The organism is Undibacterium umbellatum, assembly GCF_014284125.1.
Classification (GTDB): domain Bacteria; phylum Pseudomonadota; class Gammaproteobacteria; order Burkholderiales; family Burkholderiaceae_D; genus Undibacterium; species Undibacterium umbellatum.
Genome location: NZ_JACOFX010000001.1, coordinates 501,679 through 526,221, shown reverse-complemented (window position 1 = coordinate 526,221; position 24,543 = coordinate 501,679). Strand labels below are relative to the sequence as shown.

23 protein-coding genes are annotated in these 24,543 nt (G+C 48.9%); 12 read left to right on the top strand and 11 right to left on the bottom strand.

From position 1 onward, the window contains the following. The 3 genes from yfcF to H8L47_RS02475 are packed head-to-tail and all read left to right on the top strand — an operon-like array spanning window position 1 to window position 2,601. Entirely contained in the window at window positions 1–633 is a 633-nt protein-coding gene (gene yfcF, locus H8L47_RS02485; protein WP_186951645.1) for a glutathione transferase, read from the top strand. 34 nt (window positions 634–667) lie between these two features. Continuing rightward, a complete protein-coding gene (locus tag H8L47_RS02480; protein WP_186951644.1) occupies window positions 668–1,081 on the top strand; it encodes a group II truncated hemoglobin in 414 nt (137 codons plus the stop codon). Between the two features lie 50 nt (window positions 1,082–1,131). Next, window positions 1,132–2,601, top strand: coding sequence for a DNA recombination protein RmuC (locus tag H8L47_RS02475; RefSeq protein WP_186951643.1), 1,470 nt, complete (start codon window positions 1,132–1,134; stop codon window positions 2,599–2,601). A 15-nt stretch (window positions 2,602–2,616) separates the two neighbouring features. Here the strand turns inward: H8L47_RS02475 and soxR are convergent, their stop codons facing one another. Beyond that, window positions 2,617–3,087 (bottom strand): redox-sensitive transcriptional activator SoxR, encoded by a 471-nt coding sequence (gene soxR, locus H8L47_RS02470; RefSeq protein WP_186951642.1) that lies wholly within the window; start codon window positions 3,085–3,087, stop codon window positions 2,617–2,619. Window positions 3,088–3,177: 90 nt separating this feature from the next. Here soxR and H8L47_RS02465 point away from each other — a divergent pair, with 90 nt between their 5' ends. Beyond that, window positions 3,178–4,236, top strand: a complete 1,059-nt coding sequence (locus tag H8L47_RS02465; RefSeq protein ID WP_186951641.1) for a questin oxidase family protein — start codon at window positions 3,178–3,180, stop codon at window positions 4,234–4,236. On the opposite strand, the gene H8L47_RS02460 is transcribed toward H8L47_RS02465, so the two are convergent. From H8L47_RS02460 to H8L47_RS02450, 3 genes are read right to left on the bottom strand one after another with little or no spacing between them, the layout of a single operon-like run. Beyond that, on the bottom strand, window positions 4,215–5,867 hold the full coding sequence (locus H8L47_RS02460; protein WP_186951640.1) for a diguanylate cyclase domain-containing protein: 1,653 nt from the start codon (window positions 5,865–5,867) through the stop codon (window positions 4,215–4,217). The genes H8L47_RS02465 and H8L47_RS02460 overlap by 22 nt on opposite strands. 10 nt (window positions 5,868–5,877) lie before the next feature. Then, window positions 5,878–6,306 carry a hypothetical protein gene (locus tag H8L47_RS02455; protein ID WP_186951639.1) on the bottom strand — a complete coding sequence of 143 codons (429 nt, stop codon included), beginning with the start codon at window positions 6,304–6,306 and terminating at the stop codon, window positions 5,878–5,880. Window positions 6,307–6,315: 9 nt separating this feature from the next. Continuing rightward, entirely contained in the window at window positions 6,316–7,521 is a 1,206-nt protein-coding gene (locus H8L47_RS02450; RefSeq protein ID WP_186951638.1) for a porin, read from the bottom strand. Here H8L47_RS02450 and H8L47_RS02445 point away from each other — a divergent pair. Further along, entirely contained in the window at window positions 7,520–7,810 is a 291-nt protein-coding gene (locus tag H8L47_RS02445; RefSeq protein WP_186951637.1) for a hypothetical protein, read from the top strand. The two genes, H8L47_RS02450 and H8L47_RS02445, sit on opposite strands and share 2 nt — an antisense overlap. Before the next feature lie 168 nt (window positions 7,811–7,978). On the opposite strand, the gene H8L47_RS29375 is transcribed toward H8L47_RS02445, so the two are convergent. The 6 genes from H8L47_RS29375 to H8L47_RS02415 form a co-directional block, all read right to left on the bottom strand. Then, window positions 7,979–8,821, bottom strand: coding sequence for a peptidylprolyl isomerase (locus tag H8L47_RS29375; RefSeq protein ID WP_222616374.1), 843 nt, complete (start codon window positions 8,819–8,821; stop codon window positions 7,979–7,981). Between the two features lie 108 nt (window positions 8,822–8,929). Beyond that, window positions 8,930–10,231, bottom strand: a complete 1,302-nt coding sequence (moeA, locus tag H8L47_RS02435; RefSeq protein ID WP_186951636.1) for a molybdopterin molybdotransferase MoeA — start codon at window positions 10,229–10,231, stop codon at window positions 8,930–8,932. A 1-nt stretch (window position 10,232) separates the two neighbouring features. After that, entirely contained in the window at window positions 10,233–10,856 is a 624-nt protein-coding gene (gene mobA / locus H8L47_RS02430) for a molybdenum cofactor guanylyltransferase MobA (protein WP_186951635.1), read from the bottom strand. A gap of 43 nt (window positions 10,857–10,899) precedes the next feature. Further along, window positions 10,900–12,018: a GTP 3',8-cyclase MoaA gene (moaA, locus tag H8L47_RS02425; RefSeq protein WP_186951634.1), complete on the bottom strand. Its 1,119-nt coding sequence runs from the start codon at window positions 12,016–12,018 to the stop codon at window positions 10,900–10,902. A gap of 84 nt (window positions 12,019–12,102) precedes the next feature. Then, entirely contained in the window at window positions 12,103–13,410 is a 1,308-nt protein-coding gene (gene chrA / locus H8L47_RS02420) for a chromate efflux transporter (RefSeq protein WP_186951633.1), read from the bottom strand. A gap of 148 nt (window positions 13,411–13,558) precedes the next feature. After that, entirely contained in the window at window positions 13,559–16,537 is a 2,979-nt protein-coding gene (locus tag H8L47_RS02415; protein ID WP_186951632.1) for a ribonuclease E/G, read from the bottom strand. A gap of 627 nt (window positions 16,538–17,164) precedes the next feature. On the opposite strand from H8L47_RS02415, the gene H8L47_RS02410 reads away from it, so the two are divergent. The 7 genes from H8L47_RS02410 to ccoS all read left to right on the top strand — a co-directional run bounded on the left by H8L47_RS02410 (window position 17,165) and on the right by ccoS (window position 23,446). Next, window positions 17,165–18,172, top strand: a complete 1,008-nt coding sequence (locus H8L47_RS02410; RefSeq protein WP_186951631.1) for an RluA family pseudouridine synthase — start codon at window positions 17,165–17,167, stop codon at window positions 18,170–18,172. A gap of 92 nt (window positions 18,173–18,264) precedes the next feature. Then, entirely contained in the window at window positions 18,265–18,924 is a 660-nt protein-coding gene (locus H8L47_RS02405) for an HAD-IIIA family hydrolase (RefSeq protein ID WP_186951630.1), read from the top strand. A gap of 26 nt (window positions 18,925–18,950) precedes the next feature. Beyond that, window positions 18,951–19,316, top strand: a complete 366-nt coding sequence (locus H8L47_RS02400) for a Rieske (2Fe-2S) protein (protein WP_186951629.1) — start codon at window positions 18,951–18,953, stop codon at window positions 19,314–19,316. 14 nt (window positions 19,317–19,330) lie between these two features. After that, entirely contained in the window at window positions 19,331–20,311 is a 981-nt protein-coding gene (locus H8L47_RS02395; protein ID WP_186951628.1) for a S49 family peptidase, read from the top strand. A 474-nt stretch (window positions 20,312–20,785) separates the two neighbouring features. Continuing rightward, window positions 20,786–21,028, top strand: a complete 243-nt coding sequence (locus H8L47_RS02390; RefSeq protein ID WP_186951627.1) for a heavy metal translocating P-type ATPase metal-binding domain-containing protein — start codon at window positions 20,786–20,788, stop codon at window positions 21,026–21,028. A gap of 4 nt (window positions 21,029–21,032) precedes the next feature. Further along, window positions 21,033–23,279 (top strand): heavy metal translocating P-type ATPase, encoded by a 2,247-nt coding sequence (locus tag H8L47_RS02385; protein WP_186951626.1) that lies wholly within the window; start codon window positions 21,033–21,035, stop codon window positions 23,277–23,279. 23 nt (window positions 23,280–23,302) lie between these two features. Then, a complete protein-coding gene (gene ccoS / locus H8L47_RS02380) occupies window positions 23,303–23,446 on the top strand; it encodes a cbb3-type cytochrome oxidase assembly protein CcoS (protein WP_186951625.1) in 144 nt (47 codons plus the stop codon). Between the two features lie 7 nt (window positions 23,447–23,453). Here the strand turns inward: ccoS and mnmH are convergent, their stop codons facing one another. Then, window positions 23,454–24,542 carry a tRNA 2-selenouridine(34) synthase MnmH gene (gene mnmH, locus H8L47_RS02375; RefSeq protein WP_230413546.1) on the bottom strand — a complete coding sequence of 363 codons (1,089 nt, stop codon included), beginning with the start codon at window positions 24,540–24,542 and terminating at the stop codon, window positions 23,454–23,456. Between the last annotated feature and the right edge of the window lies 1 nt (window position 24,543).

The window sequence follows — 24,543 nt, the reverse complement described above, 5'->3', positions numbered from 1 at the left end:
TTGCAAAAACAAGACATCAAACTCTATGTAGATTCACAATTCACCAGCCCCTATGCGATGTCTGTTTTCGTCACGCTGCAGGAGAAAGGTCTTGACTTTGATTTGCTGACGGTAGATCTGGAAGCAAATGCCCAGCATGCACATGATTATGCCGCTACGTCCCTGACACAGCGCGTGCCTACACTGGTGCACAATGGTTTTGCTTTGTCCGAATCATCGGCGATTACCGAGTATCTGGACGAAGTATTTCCTAAGCAAGCAGTTTATCCCAAGGAAATTCACGCACGTGCCAGGGCACGGCAAGTGCAAGCCTGGATACGCAGCGCCCTGATGCCGATACGGGTAGAGCGCAATACCCAGGTCATTTTCTATGGCAAGAAGCTGGAACCCTTGTCTGACGCGGCTAAGGCAGCAGCAGGGCAATTGTTTCTGGTCGGTGAGTCACTGGTGCCAGATGATGCTGAAAATCTCTTTGGTGACTGGTCTGTCGCCGATCTCGATCTTGCCCTGATGATTAATCGCCTGGCACTGCATGGTGACCATGTGCCTGAAAAATTATCCCGATTCGCGGCACAACAATGGCAAAGACCTGCAGTGCAATTGTGGGTGAATCAGGCAAGGCCGGCACTCTGAGTGGTTTTAAGAGTGGTTTTAAATAAGTGATGACATGAATACTGAAGTTGAAAATAATGAAGAAGCCCAGGTCAATTTGTATGAATTGCTGGGTGGCGCAGACAAACTGCGTGAGATGGTTGATCGTTTTTATGACTTGATGGAGCTGGAGCCAGAATTTGCTGGCATACGCGCATTGCATCCCACTCCCATGGATGGGTCACGCGACAAGCTGTACTGGTTCTTGTCAGGCTGGATGGGTGGCCCTGATCTGTATATCGAACAGTTTGGTCACCCGCGCCTGCGTGCTCGTCATCTGCCATATGCCATTTCCAGCAGCGAACGCGATCAATGGCTGCGCTGCATGGCCTGGGCCATGCAGGATATCGGTGTCAGCGAAGATTTGCAGCAGCATTTGATGCAATCGTTTTATCAGACGGCTGACTGGATGCGTAACCGTCCTGGCTGAATTTCCAAGTTTCGGAATTTGAAATCCCTTTTTCACCTGAATATTTTTCTATGAGTCTGTTTGAGGTACTGATACTTTTGCTGGCTGCGCTGGCCGTGGTCTTTAATATTGTGCTTCTGCTGCGCAAGACGGGTAATCAAGACGTGGCCGGCATCCTCGCCATACAGGAACAACTCCGCCAGACCCAACAGCAGTCACAAATGACGCAGGAGCGTAGTGAACGTGGTTTGAGAGAGCAGGTGCAATTGACAGCGCAAACTGGACGCCAGGAACTGGCTGGCAGCTTTGGGCAGTTGCAGCAAAACCTGGCCGCCCAGTTGACGAGCGTGGCGACCCTGCAAAACAACCAGATCGATGCTTTTTCCCAGCAACTGGTGAAGCTCAATGAAACCAATGCCCAGCAACTGGAACAGTTCAGGCAGGCTTTCATTCTGCAAGGGCAGGTCGCGCGTGATGAGCAGGGCCAAAGCCTGAAGCGTTTTGGCGACAGCCTGAATCAAACTCTGCTTGCACTGACAGAATCAAATGCCCAGCGCATGAATGAAATACGCGCAACGCTGGAACAAAAAATACAGCAATTGCAGGCAGACAATGCTGGCAAGCTCGAAGAAATGCGCAAGACCGTCGATGAAAAGCTGCATGCCACGCTGGAACAGCGTCTGGGTGAATCATTCAAGCTGGTTTCTGATCGCCTCGAAAAAGTGCATCAGGGCCTGGGTGAAATGCAGCAACTCGCCATTGGTGTCGGTGATCTCAAGCGGGTGCTGACGAATGTGAAAACCCGTGGCACCTGGGGTGAAGTGCAACTGGAAATGGTACTGGAGCAAATGCTGACGCCAGACCAGTATGCCAAGAATGTAGAAACCGTACCAGGCTCAGGTGAGCGTGTGGAATTTGCCATCAAGCTACCGGGCAAGGAAGTAAACAGGGCGCCGGTATGGATGCCCATCGATGCGAAATTCCCCAAAGAACAATATGAGCGTCTGATCGATGCCGCAGAACGTGCCGATGCGGAAGGGGTAGCGCAGGCAGGCAAAGAGCTGGAAAGAGCGATACGCCTGGAAGCCAAAACCATTTCCGAGAAATACCTGTCGCCACCGCTGACGACGGATTTCGCCATCCTGTTTTTGCCGACAGAGGGTCTGTATGCAGAAGTCATGCGCCGGCCTGGCCTGGCGGATGAATTGCAACGCACTTGCCGCGTCTCCATTTCCGGTCCATCTACCTTGTCTGCATTGTTGAACAGCCTGCAAATGGGTTTCCGCAGTCTGGTATTGGAACAACGTTCATCCGAAGTCTGGCAGGTGCTGGGCGCAGTCAAGACAGAGTTTGGCAAATTTGCAGATGTGCTGACTGCGACCAAAGTCGCACTGGAAAAGGCAGCGAAAAATATCGATCAGGCTGAGGTCAGGACGAGGCAGATGACCAGAAAATTGAAGAGTGTAGAAGCACTGCCGGCAGACACAGCGCAAAACTTGCTGGGAACCGGCAGTGATGCAATTGACGCAGACACAGAATAACGTAAATCAAACAAATTAGACCAGGTCCGAAGATTTATCCCCCATCAAATAACGTGGTCCGGTGCCTTTGGTATTAGCTATATCCTGTGGATTATATAAAGCACAGGATTTGAGTGAAAGGCAGCCACAACCTATGCATGAGCTTAACTGGTCACGCAAAGCTGTCAAAGACCTTATGCGTTCCTCTATGAATGGCTGCCATGATTTTGACAGTTTCTCCCAATCCTGTTTTGTTGGCGTTCTTTGATCGGGCAGGGCGGTCAGTGTAGTTTCTATTTCTTCCAGACTTAAACCAGCAGTTTGTGCTGCCCTTATAAAGGCCACACGACGCAATACTTCCCGTTGGAACTGGCGTCGCTGCGCAGGGCCGCGTACGCTGCTGATCAAGCCCCTGCTTTCATAAAAGCGCAAAGCACTGGCAGCGATTCCTGAACGTTTGGCAAGTTCACCTATGCTGATCAAATTTGCAGTGTTGATAGTTGCCATGATCCAATTTTTTCTCTGAAAAAACGCTTGACTTCAAGTTAACTTGAACTTGCATACTACAGCAAGTTCAATCAAGTATGGAGAATGCGAATGAGGACTTCGATAACATCAATGGGTGGCAATGCAATTCTGAGGGATTTGCTGGACAAAAACAGCGAGTTTGCCTTGAATGCCAAAGGTACGACTAATCACTGCCCTATGGCATTGTGCGCTCTCGCTGGTATGGGGGCGAGCGCTGAACGCCTGCAAGAATTTTTTGTACATTGGCAGGTGTCTTATGCATTGCCGCGATTGCCAGTAAATGAAATTATCGAGTATGAAAATTTCCGTGTTTATTTGGGAAAACGAGACAGTTTTGCTGACTTACAAACGTGTTTTGCCACGCGTATCGCTGAGTGCGGCAAAAACGAAGTCATCAATGAAGTTTTGGCGTTGGTCCCATTTGCTCCGGCAACCACAGCTTTTCATGCGCTAATACGACTTTCCTATGGCTTGCAGGCGGAGCACAATGGTGAAATCGCTGCCGGGCTTGCTTCACTGGTAGTTGCTAATTTTGACATTAACATCAATATGTCAGGGAGGCCGCCTGCAAACTCGGTCGCAGCAGGGTTTCAGCATTTGTCTTATGGCATGGAAGGTAAGCTCTATCCGGGCAGGATGATCACTGAAAAAATGCAAGCCGTTGTCAATGATGAACAGTTTTTGCGTCATTTGCCAGCCGCGCCGGTATCAGAGCATCTTCTGGATGAACTTGCTCGTTGGGCAATGACGGCCTACGGTCAAACCAGAGATTTCACCATCTTGCATATTGTTACTGCTGTCAATGCACTGCGACAGATACTGCCATATCTCGAAAGTGAAACCATCGCCAGGAGCTTGCAGGATCTATGGATAGCCTTGTGCGCAGCCTATGTATCTGTTGGCGCACCAGCCTTGAAAGACATTGCTGCTTATGAAAGCGAGATGCTTCTGCTATATCCTGAAGCTGATCCTTGGCCCACCCTATTTACCAAGGCAATCAATATCGATGATGATCATGTCATTAAATTGACTTACACCTGCAGTCAGGAAGCCAGTTTGTCGTCCAGCATCCTGTATCAAGCAGTAGTCATGGACATGCTGGCAGATCACGCAGTCCCGGCATCCTGATGATTTTGATAAGCATCGAGATGGACTACGCGATAGGCATTCCTGCCACTGCGTTTGACTTCATACATGGCTGCATCTGCCTGTCTTAATAAATTGTCGGCAATGAATTCTGTCGGGCCAGTGTAGCTGATTCCTATGCTGGCCCCAATTTGTACAAATAGCTTGTCGTTTATGCTGATTGGCTCGCTGACCAGGGTGATTATTTTTTGTGCTATCTCTTCTGCTTTTTCCAGACTCGTCAAGTCTTTGAGCAAGATGATGAATTCATCGCCACCCAGCCTCGCGACAAAATCGGATTTTCTGACAGTATTGCTGACAAGCTGAGAAAAATGGACCAATACCTGATCGCCCACTATGTGACCATGACTGTCATTGACTTGCTTGAATTTATCCAGGTCTATCATCAATAAGAAGAATCCCGAAGCATTTCCATTTCCATGCTCTTTGGAAAGGCGGCTGATTTCTTTTTCAAAGCCCAGGCGGTTATTGATGCCGGTCAAATGATCGGTGACTGCGAGCTGGTTGGCGCTTTCTTCCTGTGATTTGCGTTCAGTTATATCATTGACCAAGCCCTGCAAGATACCATCTTCGGCAGGGCTAATCACAAGATTGACCCATTTCTTGTGTGTTGAAGCTGCCAGTTGTATATAAAAGTCGTCAGACATGACTTTAGCTTCATTGATGGCCATATCTATCATCAAATGCAGGCGCAGTTCTTGCCCTTCTAGCAAGGACGTCAAGGCATTCGCTATCTTGGTACTGCCACTACTTGCATCCAGGCTGAACATGCGCAGAAATGCGGGATTATAGGAAAGCAATTCGCCAGCAAAATTGAGCTGAAATATCCCGGTCTCTGCGTTTTCAAAAATGGTTTGAAATTTCTTTTCGCCGATTGCATGTTTGATACGTAAAGTCCGTTCTTCGTTCAAGGTCTCCAATAAACTGGCGACCAGCGTGTTGACGTCACGCACCAATTGACCTATTTCATCTTTTTCATTGCCATCGGGCAGACACAGCTTGTCACCAGATTCAGGGGCAAGAGTATGCAATCGGTCTGAGATATTCTTGATCGGTTTGGTAATCATATTCAACACCACATACACCACAGCAGATGCCATCGCTAAGGCTTGTAGTAACAGCAAATACATAATGAAACGTGCTTTGGATGTGCTTTGCTCACGGATGAAATCCAGGTTCGGGTCAAGGTGAATTTCGCAGACTTTCTCTTTGGAATTGAAGGGGGAATAGACTTCATGGACCAATTGGCTTGAGGCATCAATGCTTGGCAACATGGTGAGTGCAGAAGGTTCTGATTTTTGTGTGCTTTGCTTGTCTGCTTCGGCAAGAACTTTACCGTCCGAGATAATCTGCACCCGGCTGATGTCGCCATTCTTTATTAATCCACGCGCGAGTTCTGCAGCCAGATTCTGGTCTAGTACGAAGCAGGCGATGCTTGCGGTGTTTTCCACTGTGCTCAGTGAGGCTTGCGTGCGCTGGCGCGCCTGTTCTTGTTCGGACTTTGCCGAGAAATGATAGCTGAGCAAGGCAAAGAAAATACCGACAAGCAGAGCAATGCCAAGCACAATAAATGCGCTGCGATAGACAATACTGGTACGTAGCAGTCTTAACATGCAAAATCACTTACTGTGTAGGGTCATAAATCAGTTTTACCCGTTTATCCAGTTTCTTTCTCTCTATATAGCCAATGGCGGCCTTGTTACTACCTACTATATCCAATACTTCATCTGTTGTCTCCACTTGTAAGGGTGGGGAACCTTGTCCAGAAAACATCAATCTGGCCCAGTATGAATTAATTTCCGGTAAATTCTTATTCACTAGCATGGCATAAAATTTGGCTTTTTCAGCATTGACTGCCGCCAGGTCAAGCGGCATGGCGTTCATCCCCGTGGTCAGTTTGCGATTTCTTCCCATATACAGGTTGATCACTTCATCTTTGCTCAATTTTTCTATGCCGCTTTGTGGATTGGCTATCACAACCAGATCAGCCTGCGCTGCCTGGCAACAACTCCAGAAGCTGACATATAAGAGAAGATGATATATGGCTCTCATCAGTTTCTCCTAAAATATAAAATTGTAGGCAACACTGATCAAATTGGCCCTGCCATTCCATCCGGCCTGATTATTGCGTACGAGTAGATAGTCTTTGATACTTATATTGTCATATTGTAATTTTATATTTGATTTCTCTGTCAGGTCGTAACGCAGGCCCAGAGATATAGTGGTCTGGTGATTGAACTGATTTTCAATGGCTTGCTCAAAGCCCGCTGCCAGCATGTCAATATCAGGACTGATACCTGTTGGCAGAGGGGTGTAGATTTTGCGGTCTGCAGGGCGGGATGCGGAATACGTGAAGTAGGGAGTCCATTGATCTATCCGGTAACCCACGGTCAGATAGGCGGCCCGATTAGTCGGGAATAGCAGGGATTCAGAGCTGAGTTGATTGAGCATCAATTGAGCCTGCAATGGTCCCTGGTCGTAAGCGATGCCAGCAGACAGGTATTTGAATTTTTTTCCTTCGAGTGAAAGATCACTGGCCAGACCTGCCGCGATGGGGATCAGGCCATTCAGATAGGGAGAGCGCAAGCTGTCTAGCAGCGGTTGCAGCGAAGGAAAGTCGTTTTTGAATCTCAACTGGGTATAGCCTAGTCTAAATATCCAGTTTTGCGTTTGGTATTCGATATGCCCACCCACCAGGCGAGAACGGTTCAAGGATAAAAATTCATCCGTATTGCCGGTAAAAGTCTTTTCGCGTGCCACTCCAGCGAATACTTTGGCGCGAAAAACACCATCACCTAATGGTTTGGAAATAATCATGTCTGCGCCATCAAAATACGAGATGATCAGGCTGCCAAAGAAGTCTATTGGTGGCCGTACCCATTGATAGGAATAGCCCACATTACGCGAATCAGCCAGCAGGTAGACATCAAACCCCAGGCGACCTGCACGTAGCTGCAGGTTGTCGCTGGGTAGGTAGCGACCATAGGCCCAGGTGATTTCAGGTTGAAAATTATTCGCTGACCTGCGACTGACAATTTGCAGGGCAGTATCGATATTGTCGTTGATATTCTTGTTTATCTGGATGCCAAAATTGGAGTCCATACCAAAATCAGTTTGCCTGGTAAAACCAACGCCATCGTTTTGCGTCAGATCGCGAACTATATCAACCTTACGATTATCACTGCGGACCAGACCAAGCGTACCAAAGCCGCTGATAGTTAACGGTTTGTCATCTGCGGCCAGGCACGGCGCTGCCAGGCTCAACATGCTGATGCTTAAAAGTAGCCGTGAAAACCTGCTTGACATAGAACCTCACTACAAAGGTAAAGTGCTACACAATCAAAGGCAAGCTATTGTTGAGCAATGTCTGATAACAGGTTTCACAGACGCTGCAGGTAACCAAACTGTTATTTTTTTCTGGCGATTTTTGCTTGGCAAGCAGCAAATCTTATATGCTGTTATGCAGGGCTTCTGGCAATGTGTTTTTGTAGGCGCTATCCAAGTCCATCAGCTCAGTCTTGGTTGTTGCGGATGCCGTCGTTTAGGGAGCTGCTGAGCGTCTCAGCACCCAATATTGTGCCTGAAGTCATTGTTGTCAGCCGAGTCAAGACTCATATTGTTTGCCATGGTTTTTTCATCTTCACCCCATCCCAAAAATAAAACAGGAGCGCGAAGCTCCTGTTTTTAACAACTTTCATGAGCGCTGCAAGAGCAGCATATCATGTTATTGTGTTTGTACCATTGAATTAATAAATACGGGTGTTACAGGTACATCAGTCATACCTGCGGCTGTTGTAGTTGGGACGACATTGATTTTGTCCATGATGTCGAGGCCAGTAACGATTTTGCCAAATACAGCATAGCCAGTACCTGCAGTCAGCCCGTCAAAACCTGCGTTGTCAGCGGCATTCAGATAGAACTGTGCAGTAGCCGAATTGGCCTCGCTGGTGCGGGCCATGGCAATGGTGCCACGCAGATTGCTCAGGCCATTTGGTGTTTCCAATCTGATTGGCGACTGTGTTGCGGGTTGCTGCAAATCTACAGTAAAGCCACCGCCCTGAACAATGGCGTTCTTAATGACGCGGTGGAAAATTTTATTTACATAAAATCCACTTTCCACATAGTTGAGGAAATTGTCAACAGTAATGGGTGCTCTTGCCGGATTGAGTTCCAATACGATATTTCCAAGGCTGGTCGTCATCGTTACTTGTGGTTGCGCTTTAAGTGTTAGATCCACAATTCCCGAATAAAGGGTAGTGCCGTTTGCTGCGGTGATCGTATAAGTAGTCGAGCCAACACCTATAAGTTTGCAGGACAATACTCTTTGTGTGGCCGTACCGCCCGCCAGTTCGGTGATGCTCAGACAAGCTGGAATGCTGGCGTTATAACCTTTATCCAGATTTTGGCCGGTAATCGTAAAATTGGTAACTTTGCGATAGACCACTTGGTCAGTAGTAACTTTTGTCACTGAAGGTGTTACTGCTGGCGTATCCGATTTTGATCCGCCGCAGCCACTCAGCAATACGAGAGATGCACAGGCACCCAATAGCCATGTTGTCGCTTTCAAACTGTTCTCCAAAAGTAAATAAATGCCGGTATTTTACTTTGCTTATTCCTTTTTTTATCAACAAGTCAGAAGCTGTTACGATTTCTATACAATTGCAGCCGTATTTTGTTAAATCAGGCCATCAAACAGCAAAATATTGACTTTGTCACCTGCGGCTATGGAGGCTTGATCATGATTCAGAACTATCATGCAATTTGCTTCTGACATAGAACGCAAAATACCAGATCCTTGAGAGCCTGTAATGCTGACACAAAGTTCTCCGTTTTCATCAAGAGCAAATATGCCGCGTTGATATTCTGTACGTCCAGGACGTTTGCGTATGGTGGTGTTCGACTTGGCGCTGAGAAGTGGCAAGGTCGTGATACTGCCGCCCATCAGTTGCAGCAAAGCCTGTCGGGCAAAAAAGTAAAAAGAAACCATGACGGCTACCGGGTTACCTGGCAAGCCGAATAAATAGGCACTTTTTTCGGCAGACTTGATTTTGCCAAATGCCATTGGCCGTCCAGGACGCATAGCGATACTCCAGAAAGCTACGTCGCCGAGCCGTTTCATCATTTGCTGGGTATGGTCAGCATCGCCAACCGAAACGCCACCGGAGGTGATTATTGCATCGGCATTTTCGCAAGCACTGCGCATGGCGGCTTCCAGCGCATCTGGATTGTCCTGAACCACACCCATATCCAGCACATCGCAACCCAGGCGTGTCAGCATTCCATACAGGGTGTAACGATTGCTATCATAGACACAGCCTGCTTCCAGTGCTTCACCCAAAGAGCGTAATTCGTCGCCAGTAGAAAAAATGGCGACTCGCAAGCGTCGTTGTACGCTGACTTCCGGAATGCCAAGGGAGGCTAACAAACCCAGATCGGCCGGTGTCAATATTTTGCCTTTTTGCAGGGCGACTCTGCCTTTCGCCAGGTCTTCGCCTTTCAGGCGGCGATTATCTCCTGCACGCAAAATACCTGCACTTAATTTGACTTGAGTATCGCTGACTTTGCTTGTGAATTCCTGTGGCACGACCGTGTCACATCCTTCTGGGAGGACTGCACCCGTCATGATGCGTACACATTGATTGTGCTTGACTACGCCCATAAACGCTACACCAGCCAGGGCAGTGCCTATAGTGTCCAGATACAGCTCTTGATCGCCGGACAAATCTTCGCTGCGCAAGGCATATCCATCCATGGCAGAATTGTCGTGGGCAGGTACGTCGATGGGGGAGGTGATGTCGACGGCCAGTACGCGCCCCAAAGCTTGGCGCAAGGTAAGTTTTTCCATGCCGCAAACAGGCTGGATATATTTGCGCATGATGTCTTGCGCTTGTTGTACCGAGACATCTTCTGGATCGTAGTTAGTCATGCATCCTGTGATGTCATGCAAGTTCCTGGCAGGTGCCGGGGGGGTATTCATATCAGTTTTCCAGTTCCCTTAATTCTTCCAGTGTATTGATATTGCGGAATGCCGTATTGTCTTCAAACAAGACTTCGCAAATCTGCAGACTGGTATGCCACGCTTGCATTTTGCGTCCACCATTTTCCAGATAAGTTGTCAGTCCGCCTAATACACTGGTTTTCATCAACGCAAATACAGGGTGACTTTGTTTTTGCAGCATGCCATTCCGGCTTTCCAGTGTTACCGCCACGGCCAATTCAGCCTTGCTGTCTAGCAGCGCAGACGATAATCTGTCTGCCAAGTCGGTCGGCAAATATGGCGAATCGCAGGATGTGCACATCAGGTAGGGTGTAATGCAATGCAGCAGACCGGTTTGTATGCCTGCCAGTGGGCCAGCAAAGCCTTCCATGTGATCTTGCCAGACAGGAAAACCAAACTCCTGATAGATGTCGATGTTTTGGTTTGCACTGATCAAGACAGTTGCTGTTTGTTGTGCCAGTCTTTGCAGTACATGCAAAGCCATGGCTTTTCCGTGAAGGCATTGCAAACCTTTATCTACCTTTCCCATGCGTATGCCACGGCCGCCCGCCAGTACCAGGCCAGTGATCAGTTTTTTGTCTAAGGGAGGGCTAGAAGTAGGCACTGAAATCGATTTGCTGAAATCTAAAGTACGGATAATACTGTTATCAGCCGCCTATGTAAGACATTTCTATTTTTTTTTGCTCTCGGCCAGGCGTATTTTGGCTGCGCAATTCAGAATAGCGATCTGTACGCTGCTGCCAGATTTGAGATATCACATTCGCGATGGCCAGGTCTGAATGCTGTTCTTTATCGCGTAACAAGGCACGTAAATCATGCCCGTGACTGGCGAACAGGCAGGTATAGAGCTTGCCCTCAGTAGATAGCCTGGCCCTGCTGCAGTCATGGCAGAATGTCTGGGTGACGCTGGAGATAAAGCCAAGTTCGCCGCTGCCATCGGCATGGCGCCAGCGCGCTGCGGTTTCACCTGTGTAGTTGGCATCCAGGGCAACCAGCGGCATGCCAGCATCTTGTATGCGCTGCACCACTTGGGAAGAGGGGATGACCTCATCGAGCTTCCAGCCATTCGAGGCACCGACATCCATGTATTCTATAAATCTGAGTATATGTGGCTTGCCCTTGAAGTAACGGGTCATGGGAATGATTTCATGATCATTCAGACCTGCTTTGACGACCATGTTCACCTTCACTGGCCCCAGGCCGGCTGCTTCAGCGGCAGCGATGCCTTCCAGTACTTCATTGACAGAAAAATCGACATCATTCATGCGTTTGAAAATGGCGTCGTCCAAGGCATCCAGTGACACGGTGACGCGGGTCAGACCCGCATCCTTCAGGCTTTGCGCCTTGCGCGCCAGCAGTGAGCCATTCGTCGTAAGTGTCAGGTCCAATGGCTTGCCATCAATAGTCCTGAGCTTGGCCAGCATTTCTATCAGGCGTTCCAGATGCTTGCGGAGCAGTGGTTCGCCACCTGTCAGACGTATTTTTCTGACGCCATGTGCCACAAATATGCTGGCGATCCGGGTGATTTCTTCAAAGCTCAGCAGTGACTTATGCGGCAGGTATTGATAGTCTTTGTCAAAGACCTCTTTGGGCATGCAGTATACACAGCGGAAGTTGCAGCGATCTGTTACTGAGATGCGCAGATCATGCAGGGGGCGTGACAAGGCATCCTTCAATTGGCCATCGGGTGTTTTCAATACTTCTGGAACAGACAATGCAGGACTAAATCGTTTTAATTCTGATAGCGGAATAAATTTTTCCGTCATGGCTAGGGCAGGTAATTTTTAAGCTTAATGATGAACAATAGCACGACTTGAAATCTCATGTGACTGCATAGGTTTTTGTTAAATTTAAGCTAATAGTGAGAGGGTATATCCCGCCAAGGCGCAGGCTGCCAGCAGCTTGACAGTAGAAAGCTTGAATTTGAATACAGCGATACCGGCCAGGGCAGTGAGTACTATGGCTTGAATATCCAAAGTTGCCGCATCTTTAAAAAAGACATGGCTGGCAAACATCCAGGCCAAGCTGACAATAACGCCAACTACCGCAGCTGAAATGGCATTCAGCGGTGCATTCAAATGCAAATTATTCCTGCTGGATTCAACCAGTGGACCACCTGCCAGAATGAAAATAAACGAAGGCAGAAAAGTGAAGAAGCAGGCCACGCTTGCCCCCAGGCCTGCTGCCAGTAGTAGATGATCCGCACCTAAAAAAGCATGGCTCCAGCCGCCAATGAAGCCGACAAAAGCAACGATCATGATCAAGGGGCCGGGTGTGGTTTCACCCAGTGCCAAACCATCCATCATTTGCGTTGTACTTAACCAGTGGTATTGCTCAACTGCTGCCTGTACCATATACGGCAGCACTGCATAAGCGCCACCAAAACTGAGCATGGCTGCCTTGGTGAAAAAGCTGGCCATATCGGTTAATGGGTGAAGCAGGCCAAAACTGAGCGCAAGCAACAGCCACACCGCAACAGCAAACAAGATGCCCACGCCTAGCGTGATGAGCAGTTTTAACCAGGAAAAGCGTGCATGTTCTGGCGTTGGTGTGTCGTCACCAATAATCGCGGGCAGATGTTGATGTTTGGTTTGTCGGTGGGCAGATTGTGCTGTGTTGCAGAATTTGCGAAAGATCAGGCCCGTGCACGCAGCAGCAATGATGACCAGAGGAAAGGGGAGATGTAGCCAGGCGATGGCAACAAAGGCCGCAAGTGCGACTGCAATCAGTACGCCGGTCTTTAGAGTGCGCTGAGCGATGCGCCAGGCTGCAGCCAGTACGATGGCGACTACCGCAGGCTTGATGCCATTCATAAGCGCTTGAACGACAGTATTGTCGCCAAAAGCTATATATATCCAGGATAGCAAGATCAATATCAGGAATCCTGGCAAAACAAATAACAGGCCAGCCATGATGCCACCCCTGGTCTTGTGCATGAGCCAGCCTATGTAAATGGCAAGCTGGGTTGCTTCAGGGCCGGGTAAAAGCATGCAGTAATTCAGTGCATGTAAAAAGCGTGTCTCGGATATCCATCGGCGCTTTTCCACCAGTTCTGTATGCATTAGCGCAATTTGCCCTGCCGGGCCACCAAAGCTGATGAATCCCAGCTTGAGCCAGTAAAGAAAAGCTGCTTTCAGGGTAATCTCATGCGTCGGCAAAGGTCAGCTCTCGGTATTTTTTTGGCAAACATTGTGCCAACATATTGTTGCGTATTTAATGACCCGCATAAAAAAACCGGCAATCAAAAGAAAGCCGGTTTTTTCCTTAAGCCTGCATTGAAAACTGCCTACAGGCTGCCCATCAACATCATGGACGACGTGTTTCCACCATAACCAATGGCTCATCGGCAGCGACTGGTGCAGGTTTGCGTTCACGTGGAACGCGTACTGGTGCTGCCAGCTTTTCTGCTTCGGCTTTGGCTGCTTGCAGTTTGATAGGGTCGGTACTTGCTAATTCCAGCCCGGCTTCTTTCAGCATGCTATGCAGGGTTTCCAAAGGCATGGCTGCATCCAGTGGTTTTGCTGCCGGAGTGCTGACTACCTGAACTGGAGCGGCAGGAGCTGTAATTACCGGGGCTGTCACTACTTCAACAGGCGCAACTTGAGTTGCCACTTCTGCGGGAGCAGCAATGATAACTTCAGGTGTCGGTGTTTGTGCAGGCGCAACTTCTGCAGGTGCAGCGATCTCTACAGTCGCTGGTGCTGCTTCAGGCACCTCAGGCACTTCAATAGCAACTGGTGCAGTGATGACTTCCTGCGGAGCAGGAGTAATTAATGCAGGTGCAGAAACGACAGGTGCAACAACGTCATCAACTACATTTGCATCAGGAGTTGCTCCCTCTGGTGCAAATTCAGGCGCCGTAGCTACTGGTGTTTCTGCAAAAACGACAGGCTGCCTGACTTCTGCAGTATGGCTTACTGCATCGATAGTCACTTCCTGTACGGCAACAGCAGGGGTGGCTACTAGCGCATTTATTACTGCTTCATTGCTGCCTGCATCAGCATCGACTACTTCGCTACCATCAATTGGCAATTCACCTTGCTCATTGACTATCTCGTTACCGTCGCGGTCGCGGCGATTGCGGTTGCGGCCACCACGACGACGACGGCGGCGGCGTTCTTCGCCTTGCTCGCTGTTATCGTTTTCGGCACCAGATTCCAGTGCTTCCAGTTGTGGTGCAGCAGGCATGACATCGACAGGTACAGGGTCTACATGCTTGTGGATAGGTTCTTCCTTGCTTTCCTGAGCCTGGTTTTCCTTACGCTCGTCACGTTGACGTTGCTGACGTTCGCGACGGGTTTCCTGGGATTCGCGCTCTTCACGTGGTGGTTTGGGGGCTTTTGGTGGGCGCGGGTTTTCCGCTGCAACTGGTTTGGCTGCTTCTTGCTCTGGCTTTTCTAGCTTTTCTGCCTTCGCCGGGCGGTCTTCCCGTTCATCGCGGTCACGGTTGCGGCGATTGCGGTTGCGTTGACCATTGCCACTTCCATTGCGCGGGCCACGGGCGGTGCGGTCGCGTTCGCCAGCTTTTTCTTCTGCTGGCTTTGGTGCTTCTACCTGGACTGCTGGTTCAGACTTACCAAACAGGAAGCCAAACAGCTTGCCAAAGAAGCCTGGTTCTGCCGGCGCTGTCACTGGCGTAACGATAACAGGTACAACTTCCTTGCGTTCAACGATAGGCGCTGTCTCAGGCGTAATGCTCTTGACCATGGCTTCCTGGCGCGGCTTGACGTCTTCTTTCTGACGTTTGCTGTAGCCGATGTCGGTGTCAGCCTGCTCAGCCATGGCATAGCTGGCGTGATGATCTTCCAGACGTGGATCATCTGTTTTCAGGCGATCCAGCTTGTAATGCGGGGTTTCCAGATGTTTGTTCGGGATCAGGATGACAGTCACGCGATGCCGCGTTTCTATCTTCAGAATCTCACCACGTTTTTCATTCAGCAGGAAAGCGGCAACGTCGACAGGTACCTGGACGTGGATTGCTGCTGAGTTTTCCTTCATTGCCTCTTCCTGGATAATGCGCAGGACTTGCAGGGCTGAAGATTCGGTATCGCGGATATGACCAGTGCCGTTACAACGTGGGCAGGTCACATGGCTGCCTTCGGACAGCGAAGGGCGCAGGCGCTGGCGTGATAATTCCATCAGGCCAAAGCGGGAAATTTTGCCCATTTGCACACGTGCGCGGTCATAGCGCAGGGCATCTTTGAGGCGGGTTTCAACTTCGCGCTGGTTCTTGGCGTTTTCCATGTCGATAAAATCGATCACGATCAAACCACCCAAGTCACGCAGGCGCAACTGGCGTGCTACTTCTTCAGCTGCTTCCAGATTGGTATTGAAAGCTGTCGTTTCAATATCACCACCACGGGTAGAGCGGGCCGAGTTAACGTCCACGGACACAAGGGCTTCTGTATGATCAATGACGATCGCGCCGCCGGATGGCAGTGGTACGGTACGGGAATAGGCTGTTTCGATCTGGTGTTCGATCTGGAAGCGCGAGAACAGCGGTACATCATCGCTATAGCGTTTAACGCGATGCACCATGTCAGGCATCACGTGGCTCATGAACTGCTGAGCCTGTTCGTAGATTTCATCGGTATCGATGAGGATTTCACCGATGTCAGGCTGGAAATAATCGCGAATGGCGCGGATGACCAGGGAAGACTCTTGATAAATCAGGAAAGCGCCTGGGGAAGATTTGCCAGCACCTTCAATGGCACGCCAGAGTTGCATCAGGTAATTCAAATCCCATTGCAATTCGTCAACGTTGCGGCCTATGCCAGCAGTGCGGGCAATCACGGACATGCCGCCTGGCAAGTCCAGTTTGTCCATGGTTTCGCGCAATTCCTGACGGTCTTCACCCTCAACGCGGCGGGAAACACCACCACCACGCGGGTTGTTAGGCATCAACACCAGATAGCGGCCAGCCAGGGAAATGAACGAGGTCAGGGCTGCGCCCTTGTTGCCACGTTCTTCTTTTTCCACCTGGACCATGATTTCCTGGCCCTCGCGCAGTGCTTCTTTAATTGAAGCATTGCGTACGTCCACACCTTCTTTAAAGTAGGTGCGGGCAACTTCTTTGAAGGGGAGGAAGCCGTGACGTTCTTCGCCGTAGTTGACGAAACAGGCTTCAAGGGAAGGCTCGATACGAGTGATCACGCCTTTGTAGATATTGGACTTGCGCAATTCGCGACCGGCAGTCTCGATATCAATGTCAATGAGTTTTTGTCCATTGACAATGGCAACGCGCAACTCTTCTTGCTGCGTCGCATTGAACAGCATACGTTTCATGTTTTACTCCGTGACCTGGTGGTCATCTTGTGTTGCCTTCTTTTATGGAGGCAACTGTGCTGATACGGGATGTATGCGGGAGCGGAGTGTTTGAGGGGGAGGGAAATGCCTGAGGCAAAGCAGGGCGAAGTCTATATGGCGTAAAAAGCCAGGTAGAGCTGGTAAAACGGCCATCTGTTTTGCGTTGGGCGCGGACGATCAAGGTAAGAGAGTTCGAGTGCACATGTCCCCCGCGTTGTCTGACTTGCTTATTGATTGAACAAGCAAGTACAACGCCAGGCGATGAGCAACTTTGGTGCCAGACCATCTTATTGTGTTGTGTCTGGCGGAATCGACCCTGTTACTTCAATCATCAACCGGCAAGCTCACAGGTTCATATTTAAACCCGCGCCTCTTGCCAGACTAATATCCTTACAATTCAAACTCTCTGATCCAACTTCATTTGTCTACGCCCGATAACAACAATTGGCTGCTACCTTGACCTGCAAATGACGCTGCATACACATCTTTTCCATCAAATTTGCAAACAGGCGAGGCCGATGGACATGCCCCTGTGTAAAATAGGCGTTTATTCCTCTTACACTGCTAAAGCATAAATGCTGAAGCGAAAATGATTATATATTCAAAATGAAGGACTTAGCGACAATTAATAGGGGAGCACATCAAATTCAGATGGAAAAGCCTTCCCCTCAGCAGCCTTCGGCCTCCCAACCCAAAGTTCAGATGCTCACGATCTCGGAAGAAGAGGCGGGGCAGCGTATTGATAATTTCTTGCTGCGCATCTGTAAGGGCGTGCCAAAAAGCCATGTTTACCGGGTTTTACGTTCCGGTGAAGTGCGTGTTAACAAAGGGCGTATAGACCAGTTGTACCGTCTGGTAGAGGGGGATGTTGTCCGCATCCCGCCAATACGCATGGCAGAAGCCATTGAACAGATCGTGCCCAAGCATGAATTTCCCATCCTGTTTGAAGATAATCATTTATTAATTATCAATAAACCGGCTGGTGTAGCCGTGCATGGCGGCTCAGGCATCAGTTATGGCGTAATCGAGCAATTGCGTGCTTCCAGGCCCGATGCCAAGTTCCTTGAACTGGTGCACCGGCTGGACAGGGAAACATCAGGCATACTTCTGCTGGCCAAAAAACGTAGCGCATTGACAAATTTACATGAGCAAATGCGCGATGGCGTCACCGACAAACGTTACCTGACTCTGGTGCATGGTGACTGGAAGAATGCCCGCCAACATGTCAAACTGGCATTGCATAAATACACGACGTCAGAAGGTGAGCGTCGTGTACGGGTGCAGGCTGATGGCATGGCATCGCATACGGTATTTACTTTGCAGAAAAAATATCGGGATTTCGCCTTGCTTGAGGCTGAACTAAAAACCGGGCGTACCCATCAAATCCGTGTACATCTGTCGGCTAGTGGTTTTGCCATTGCTGGCGATGACAAGTATGGTGACTTTTCCCTGAATCGTGTTTTGCTTAAGGCAGGCGAAGGACGTGGCGCATTGAAACGCATGTTCCTGCATGCGCACCAGATAAGCTTCGTCCATCCTGAGACGGGCAAGACCGTGACAGTGAATGCGGGCTTGCCTAAAGAATGTGATGATTTTCTGAAAAGCCTGGCTTAGTGCGGAAAGTCTTAATGGTTTAGTAATGGTATGATGCTGTTATTGATGAGAAACATGTCGCGCATGCCGACGTATGCGCGCCTAATGAATATATGGCAAAAAAGCAATTCGATTTAATTGTATTTGACTGGGACGGAACCTTGATGGACAGCACAGCTGCCATCGTCAAATGCATGCAGTCCGCAGCGAAAGACCTTGGTTTGCCGGTTCCCAAAGAAGAGATCGCTTCCTATGTCATTGGTCTGGCCTTGCCTGAAGCGATCCAGGTGGCCATGCCGGGCATAGATCACAAACTGTATCCAAGGGTCGTTGAGCGTTTTCGCCATCATTTTTTAACCAGGGACCACGAACTGCCCCTGTTTAAGGGGGTCAGGGAAATGCTGGCTGAATTGTCGCAAGAAGGGTATTTTCTTGCTGTGGCAACAGGTGCCAGCCGGGTTGGCCTGAGTCGCGCTTTACATACAGCCAAGCTGACCTCGCTATTTGATGCGACACGTTGTTCCGACGAGACATTTTCCAAGCCACATCCCGCCATGTTGCAGGAGTTGACTCGTGAACTGGGTCAGGATATGCGCCGCACTGTCATGATAGGTGACACTACCCATGATTTGCAGATGGCCAATAATGCTGGTGCTGCAGCGATTGCGGTTGAATATGGTGCACATGACGTGTTAGCCCTAAAAAACATGCAACCTCTGTTTTCTGCAAAAGATGTTGCGCAGCTGCATGAGTGGCTGCGCCAAAACGCCTGAACACAAGTGGTAGATACGAGGTAGAGATGACGGCAATTTCTGTATGTAAGTCAGATGATTTGATAGAAGGTGGCAAGGGAGTACGCTTTCCTGTTACCGCTGGGAGCGATGATGCCGTAGGTTTTGTCATTCGCTATGACGGTGTAGTGCATGGTTATTTGAACCGTTGTGCTCACGTACCAGTCGAGCTGGACTGGAATCCTGGTGAATTCCTTGAATCCAGTGGGCTTTACATCATGTGTGCAACCCATGGCGCAATTTATCAGCCAGACACTGGCTATTGCACGGGTGGCCCTTGTCGCGGTGGTCGCCTGCGAAAAATCAATGTCAGCGAAGAAGACGGGCAGATTTACTGGCATCCCGACGATTATATACAAGCTGTTATTGCCTGATTTCTGGAAAAATTATGAATGAGCAATTCCCGAGTTTGCCAATAGGCGAAAGCGACAAAAAAGAAGGTTGGGAACGTCAGCTTCTGGAAAAGCTGGCTACCGACTCCTTGCGTGAGCAACGACTGCGCAGGCGCTGGAGCATCTTCTTCAGGTTCGCATTTTTGTCGGTGATGATTTTCTCGTTTTACTATTTTAGTGATTATGCAACGGGTGAAATGGAAAACCTGGGGCATCATACAGCGCTCATAGAAATTGATGGCACCATAGAGTCTGAAGGTGCTGGTAGTGCGCAAACAGTGATCCCGGCATTGAACCGGGCGTTTGCTGATCCTGGTTCTGTTGCTGTCATTGTGCGTATCAATAGCCCTGGTGGCAGTCCAGTACAAGCGGGCATGATCAATGATGAGATGGGCAGGCTACGTAAGGAATACCCGGATAAAAAGTTGTATGTCGTGGTTGATGAAATCTGCGCGTCGGGCGGCTATTACATTGCTGTTGCCGCTGATAAAATTTTCGTCAATAAAGCCAGTGTAGTCGGTTCTATCGGCGTACTCATGGATGGCTTTGGTTTCACTGGCTTGATGGATAAATTGGGTGTTGAGCGCCGCCTGATGACGGCAGGTGAAAACAAGGGCTTCATGGACCCATTTTCGCCGCAGACTGAAAAACAAAAAGCTTTTTCGCAGACCATGCTCAACGAAATTCATCAGCAATTTATTGATGCGGTGCGAACTGGGCGTGGCCAGCGCTTAAAAGAAACGCCAGAAATGTTTTCGGGTCTTTTTTGGATAGGTAGCAAGGCCGTGCAAATGGGTTTGGCAGATGATTTTGGTTCTGTTGATTCAGTGGTGCGAGATATTGTCAAGGTCGAAAATATTGTTGATTACACTCAAAAAGAGGGTTTGCCTGAGCGTGTCTTGAAAAAATTTGGCGCGTCCATAGGCTCTAGTGCAGCGACCACGATGCTAAAGGGAAATACGCCAGGCATACGTTAATTGAGTATTTAGTTTGGTTGATTTTCTTAATCTTGTTGGCTGCTTGCATAGTTATTTTTTTCTTTCACTCGCAAATGAGTTGGCATATATTAGGGGCGTAACTGGTTCAAAAGAAGGAGGTCGATATACAAAATAGTTTTTTGTATCCTAGGCGGATTGAATTTGAGCTCCGGTAATGTCTTGTGTGCCGGTTATTAATGAAGTGGATATGCCTACAATTTGTGCAGTACCTATCCGCGTAGTCTGCGGACCTGAGGTTTCTCGGATTCCTCGCTATGTATTAGCATCGCAGTAGCAGTATAGTATTTGTAAAGCTCCATGTAGTATCCATGAAGTAAAAGAAACGGTAGTGCAATGCTACCGTTTTTTTGTGTCTAAATTTCCTTCCCTGAACTTGATTCGCGTCAAGCATCCTTATTTTGTTTCCTGTAATATCAACGTCAACTTATCCTTGAAAATATCTTTCTGGAAAACATGGCATTCGCATTTTCATCGTTTCTTGACTCAGTTCTTTTCTCTTTTAAAACAGGGGAAAAGATAGACTGCTTTCATTGTGGTGAAAAAATGCGTAAAAGCAATGCACTAACCGTCCAGTTTAATGGCTACACGCAACCAGTTTGCTGTCACGGTTGCCTTGCTATCCTGAGCACTGTTGAGCAAAATAATCTGGTCAATGAATATATGAAAAACAAAGCCAGCCAGCCAGTTATTGGGTGAGCACATGAGGGATGCGCATGGTGCGATACCAGACATAAGTGAAATAGGTCAGCAGCAACAGCTTGTCACGGAAAGACTGATTCTCTCAGGTATGCGATGTGCTGCCTGTGTGCAATTGATTGAATTTCGCATCAAGCAGTTACATGGCGTGGTTACATTCAAGATACTTCCTGCCAGCCATCGCGCTGAAATTTCCTGGGATGCAGAATTGCTGACGCTCAAGCGAATTCTTGCAGCCATTACAGACCTTGGATACGGCGCTTTACCCGCCAGCCAGTCGCCAGATGAGCTTGAGCAAAAAGAAAATAAGCGCGCCCTGTGGCGCTTATTTGTCGCCGGATTTGCCATGATGCAGGTGATGATGTATGCCTTTCCTGCCTACATGGTTCCCGTGCCGCAGCTTGATGGTGATCTGACGCCGGATGTCGATAAGCTGTTGAAGCTGGCTAGCATGATCATCGCAGTACCTGTCATCGGCTTTTCAGCTACGCCTTTCTTTTCTTCTGCCTGGCGTGATTTGAAGAATCGCCATATAGGTATGGATGTGCCTGTGTCGCTTGGCATATTGTTGACGTTCTTCGCCAGCGTCTGGTCGACTTTTCACGGCGGGGCCGTGTACTTTGACTCCGCCATCATGTTTGTTTTCCTCTTGCTCGGTGCGCGGCTGATTGAGACCAGGGTGCAAAAGCGAACAACTGCAGCACTGAGAATATTGACGCAATTATCGCCAGCGATGGCACAACGTTTTCTTTCATATCCACAGCAGGCTGTTGAGACTGTCGATGTTGCCAGTTTGCAGACGAATGATTATTTGCTGGTGGCAGCCGGTGAGCATATCCCTGCGGATGGTGTCGTCATCACCGGTGAAAGCAGTTGCGACGAAGCATTGATGACGGGTGAATCTTTACCGGTCAGTAAGTCTATAGGTAGTCATGTGCTGGCGGGGTCTGTGAATATTCACGGCACTCTTGTGATGCAGGCAAAAGAAGTGGGTGGTGCAACGCAATTGTCGGCATTGATAGGCATGATGGAATCGGCCTCGCTGGAAAAGCCGCCGCTGGTTTTGCTGGCAGATAAGCATGCCAGCCGCTTTTTGATCATCATCCTCATCTTAGCCTTTTTCAGCGGCTTGGTCTGGTGGCAAATAGATGCTGACCGAGCCTTGTGGATAGCCATCAGCATCATCGTCGTGACTTGTCCTTGTGCCTTGTCATTGGCGACACCTGGAGTGATGTCCGCAGCCATAGGTATTCTGGCTAAGAATGGTGTTTTACTGGCGAAGTCAAAAGCCATACAAGCCATGGCATCGGCTACACATATCGTTTTCGATAAAACCGGGACTTTGACCATGGGTAAATTACAGGTCAGGGAGATGCTGCTTGCAGGCGAAAATTCGATGGGTACGGCAATTGCCATGGCGTTGGCCTGTCAATCTACACATCCGGTTTCCAAAGCAATTGGTGATTATCTGGCGCAAAGGAAATCGCATCAAGACTTACCTGAGTTGAGTAAAATCAGGGAGGTGCCTGGAGGCGGTATTGAAGCTGAATTTGATGGAGAAGTTTATCGCCTGGGTAGTCTGGAATTTGCACATGAACTGCATGTTCAGGAAATGATCGTACCTCCACGCTTTTCAGGGCAAACCTTAACTGTTCTGGCCAATCAACGTGGCAACCTTTTGTGGTTCGCACTCGATGACATATTGCGTGATGATGCGATTGAAGCGATTAGAAATTTAAAGAATAAGGGGAAGACAATACTGCTTTTGTCTGGTGACAGGCTGGATGTCGTCAAGAAAATAGCTGCACAATGCGATATTCAGGAGGCGCATTCGGGGCTAAGCCCCGCAGGTAAATATGAAATAGTGCGAAAGCTACAAGCGAATGGTGCCACAGTAGTCATGGTTGGAGACGGCATGAATGATGGGCCTGTGCTGGCGTTGGCTGATGTATCCGTGGCGATGGGGCAGGGGGCACCAATTTCGCAATCGCGCAGTGATGTATTATTGATGTCTAACCGCTTGCTTGATCTTGATTTTGGAATGACAGTCGCCACTAAAGCCTACCGGCTGATACGCGAAAATCTGGCGTGGGCTGTACTGTACAATGTGCTGGCGATACCAGCAGCCATGGCAGGCTGGCTGGAACCGTGGCACGCTGCTCTGGGAATGTCGCTTAGTTCGTTGATTGTGGTTGTGAATGCGCTGCGCTTGTACTTATTGAGGCAAGTTGTTTATTTGATGCCGGATTGATATAGAGAGCTGCAAGGGAAATTATGGATATACTTTACTTGTTAATACCGCTCAGCCTGGTCCTGGTGTTTGCGATTGGTGCCGTATTTTGGTGGGCAGTCAATCACAAACAATTTGATGATCTGGAAGATCAGGGTAAAAGTATTGTTGATGATGTAGATGGTTGAAGATTGGTTATGATGAGCGATCGGCTAAACTCAATATCTGATTTGCCGTGTCAATGAAGTCAAATTCATCAATATTATTTTGTTGTATTGACTGGGCATTGAGGTATTTTGCAAAATTTCGAATAATGGATTTGTTGTAGGCAGGGTCGTAATGCTGCTCCAGTAACTCATGCACCAGACCTTGTAGTTCGCGACCTTCTGCCATTCTTCGCCAACTGAGTATTTTTTCTTTCCCGTGCAGTGCTGTCAGAAAGTGCAATTGTTTATTCAGGCTTTCAGTGTCATGCATGAAATGGGCATATTCTTCGATCAATAACTCCACTCTTCTGGCTGTCGGTAGCCTGAGCTGTATGCAAGTCGAGGCGCGCATGGCACTCATCAGGTGTTCAGGAACTCGCAGGTCCCCGATCTTTTTACTTTCCGCTTCTACATAAATCACTTTTTGAGGTGAAAATTCCTGCATGCGCTCGAAAATGCGACTTTCGAACTGCTTTTGAGATGGTTGAATATGTTCGGGCAAGCCACCCAGAACTGAACCACGATGTTCTGCCAGTTGTTCAAGGTCAAGGACTTGTGCGCCCAGGCGTTCCAAGGTTTGCAGGGTGCGGCTTTTGCCACTGCCAGTCGGGCCGCATAATACCTGCCACTGAAACTGGTCCAGCTCTGCACTCAGGCTGTTATTAACAAATTGCCTGTATGCTTTGTAACCACCATTCAATTGCGCTACTGGCCAGCCTATTTTTGCGAAAACATGGGCCATGGAACCGCTGCGGTTTCCACCTCGCCAGCAATAAATCAGCGGTTTCCAGTCGCGCGGTTTGTCCTGAAATAAGCTTTCTATATGCTGTCCTATATTCTTTGCGACCAGAGCTGCGCCCAGACGTTTGGCTTCAAATGAACCAACTTGCTTATACTTGGTGCCAACTACAATGCGTTCATCGTTGTCGAGTACCGGGCAATTAATGGCGTTGGCAATATGGTCTTCAGCAAACTCAGCGGGACTGCGCACATCGATGATGGTTTCAAATTCTGCGCGTCGCTCGAATACCTCCGGGAAGTCAAGTAGCTCTGGATATTTCATGAATTGTTTACTCAAC